Source organism: Candidatus Methylomirabilota bacterium, from assembly GCA_035260325.1.
GTDB lineage: Bacteria > Methylomirabilota > Methylomirabilia > Rokubacteriales > CSP1-6 > AR19.
Genome location: DATFVL010000216.1, coordinates 1 through 2526, shown reverse-complemented (window position 1 = coordinate 2526; position 2526 = coordinate 1). Strand labels below are relative to the sequence as shown.

The 2526-nt window shown below is 71.0% G+C and carries 4 protein-coding genes; all 4 read right to left on the bottom strand.

What is annotated here, in order from left to right:
* Window positions 1-418, bottom strand: a 418-nt coding sequence (locus tag VKG64_13795; GenBank protein HKB26113.1) for a 1-deoxy-D-xylulose-5-phosphate reductoisomerase, incomplete at its 3' end; no start/stop codon positions are given.
* Window positions 415-1197, bottom strand: coding sequence for an isoprenyl transferase (locus VKG64_13790; protein ID HKB26112.1), 783 nt, complete (start codon window positions 1195-1197; stop codon window positions 415-417). The genes VKG64_13795 and VKG64_13790, both read right to left, overlap by 4 nt.
* Before the next feature lie 23 nt (window positions 1198-1220).
* On the bottom strand, window positions 1221-1775 hold the full coding sequence (gene frr, locus VKG64_13785) for a ribosome recycling factor (GenBank protein HKB26111.1): 555 nt from the start codon (window positions 1773-1775) through the stop codon (window positions 1221-1223).
* Window positions 1776-1793: 18 nt separating this feature from the next.
* Window positions 1794-2495 (bottom strand): UMP kinase, encoded by a 702-nt coding sequence (gene pyrH, locus VKG64_13780; GenBank protein HKB26110.1) that lies wholly within the window; start codon window positions 2493-2495, stop codon window positions 1794-1796.
* Between the last annotated feature and the right edge of the window lie 31 nt (window positions 2496-2526).

The window sequence follows — 2526 nt, the reverse complement described above, 5'->3', positions numbered from 1 at the left end:
GGGGGGCGGCGGCGGTCATCAGGCTCCCCGCCATCACGAGCGTCTCCTTGTTCGCGAGGGCGACGGTGCGTCCAGCGAGGATCCCCGCCATCGTCGGCAGGAGCCCGGCGGCGCCGACCAGCGCCGACACGACGACGTCGGCGGGGACGTCGCGGGTGAGCGCGACGAGCCCCTCGGGGCCGGCGAGCAGCTCGGGCCGCGGCGGGGCGAGCAGCCGCGCGAGGCGGTCCGCCGCGCCGGCGTCGAGCAGCGCGACCGCGCGCGGCGAGTACTTGTGGCAGAGGTCGGCGATCAGCTCCACGTTCGAGCCGCGCGCCGCGAGTCCCGCCACCTGGAAGTCCTCCGGGAAGCTCGACACGATCTCGAGGGTCCGGAGCCCGATCGATCCCGTCGCGCCGAGGAGCGTGAGCCGCTTCATACGCCCCCGAAGCGGCGCGTGCGCCGCTGGAACTCGGCGACGGCCCGGTAGAGGTCGGTGGCGACGAAGTCCGGCCAGAGCGTCGGGGTGACCCAGATCTCGGTGTAGGCGATCTGCCACAGGAGGAAGTTCGACACGCGCATCTCGCCGCTCGTGCGGATCAGGAGGTCCGGGTCGGGGACCTCGGCGGTATAGAGCGCCTGGCGGATGTGCTTCTCGGAGACGTCGTCCGGCTCGAGCTCCCCGCCCTGGACCTGACGCGCCAGCGCGCGGAACGCGTCGACCAGCTCGTCGCGCCCGCCGTAGTTGAACGCGAGGAGGATGGTCAGCCCCGTGTTCTGCCGCGTCTCCCGCGCGACGTGCTCGAGCCCCGCCCAGACGGCCGGGGGCACGCCGGTCGCGCGGCCCACGACCCGGAAGCGCCGGTTGCGCGCCATGAGGTCGGGCAGCTCCGAGCGGATCGCGCGCTCGAGGAGCTTCATCAGCGTCGAGACCTCCTGCGCGGGGCGGCTCCAGTTCTCCGTCGAGAACGCGTAGAGCGTCAGGTAACGGAGCCCGAGCGCCTCGGCCGCGCGCACGATCGCGCGCGCCGTCTTCACGCCCCCACGGTGGCCCGCGACGCGCGGGAGGCCGCGCCGCGTGGCCCAGCGCCCGTTCCCGTCCATGATGATCGCGACGTGCTCGGGGACCGGCTGCGCGCGCACGACCTCGAAGAGCTCGGTCTTCCCGAGCGCCGCCAGGTCGGCCTGCCGGAGCGGTCTCAGGGGTCTCAGCGCCATGGCACGGTCATCTCACCCACGCCCTAGAACGACAAAATTTCCTGCTCCTTCTTCTTCAGGAGCTCGTCCACCCTGGCGATGAACTTGTCGGTGGTCTTCTGGACCTGGTCGTGCCCCCGGCGCTCCTCGTCCTCCGATACCTTCTTGTCCTTCGCCATGGCCTTGAGCTTGTCGTTGGCCTCGCGCCGGAGGTTCCGGATCACGATCCGCGAGTCCTCGGCGATCTTGTGGACGGTCTTGGCGAGCTGCTTGCGCCGCTCCTCGGTCGGCGACGGCATGCTGAGACGGATGACCTTGCCGTCGTTCTGGGGCGTGAGCCCCAGGTCGGAGGCCATGATCGCCTTCTCGATCGCCTTGAGCTGCGCCCCCTCCCAGGGCTGGATCACGAGCGTCCGCGCGTCCGGCACCGAGATGGACGCCATCTGGTTCACCGGCGTCGGCGTGCCGTAGTAGTCCACGCGGATCATGTCCAGGAGCCCGGCCGACGCGCGGCCCGTGCGGACCGCGGCGAACTCGCGCCCGAGCGTGTCGAGCGCGGCGGTCATCCTCGCCTCGACGTCCTTCACAAGGGTCTGCATCGGCATCAGCCTCCTCCCTCAGCCTCCCTCGGAGGACACGATCGAGCCCACCGGCTCGCCGAGGACGATGCGCCGGATGTTCCCCGAGCGCGTCAGATCGAAGACGACGATCGGCAGGGCGTTCTCCATGCAGAGCGAGATGGCCGTCGTGTCCATCACTTGCAATCGCCGGTTCAGCGCCTCGATGTACGTCACGCGGGGCAGGTGCTGCGCCGTCGCGTCCCGCTTCGGATCGGCCGAGTAGATGCCGTCCACCTTCGTCGCCTTGATGATGGCGTCGGCGCCGATCTCGACCGCGCGGAGCGCCCCCGCCGTGTCGGTCGTGAAGAAGGGGTTGCCGGTGCCGGCCGCGAAGATCACGACGCGCCCCTTCTCCAGGTGCCGGATCGCGCGCCGGCGGATGTAGGGCTCGGCGACCGCGCGCATCTCGATGGCGGAGAGCACGCGTGTCGCCACGCCGGCCTTCTCGAGCGAATCTTGAAGCGCGAGCGCGTTGATGATCGTCGCCAGCATACCCATGTAGTCGGCCGTCGCGCGGTCCATGCCGCCGGCGCTCGCGGCGACGCCGCGGAAGATGTTGCCGCCGCCGATCACGATGGCGACCTGCACGCCGAGCGTGGTGACGTCGCGCACTTCCGCCGCGATCCGCTCCACCACCTGCGGATCGATGCCGTAGCCCTGGCTCCCGGCGAGGGCCTCGCCCGAGAGCTTGAGGACGATACGGCGGTAGGCCGGGCGCGCCGTGCCGGCA

Bases quoted from the DNA above. Each gene is read 5' to 3' on its own strand.
- frr (HKB26111.1), bottom strand. From the start codon at position 1,775: ATGCAGACCCTTGTGAAGGACGTCGAGGCGAGGATGACCGCCGCGCTC.
- VKG64_13790 (HKB26112.1), bottom strand. From the start codon at position 1,197: ATGGCGCTGAGACCCCTGAGACCGCTCCGGCAGGCCGACCTGGCGGCG.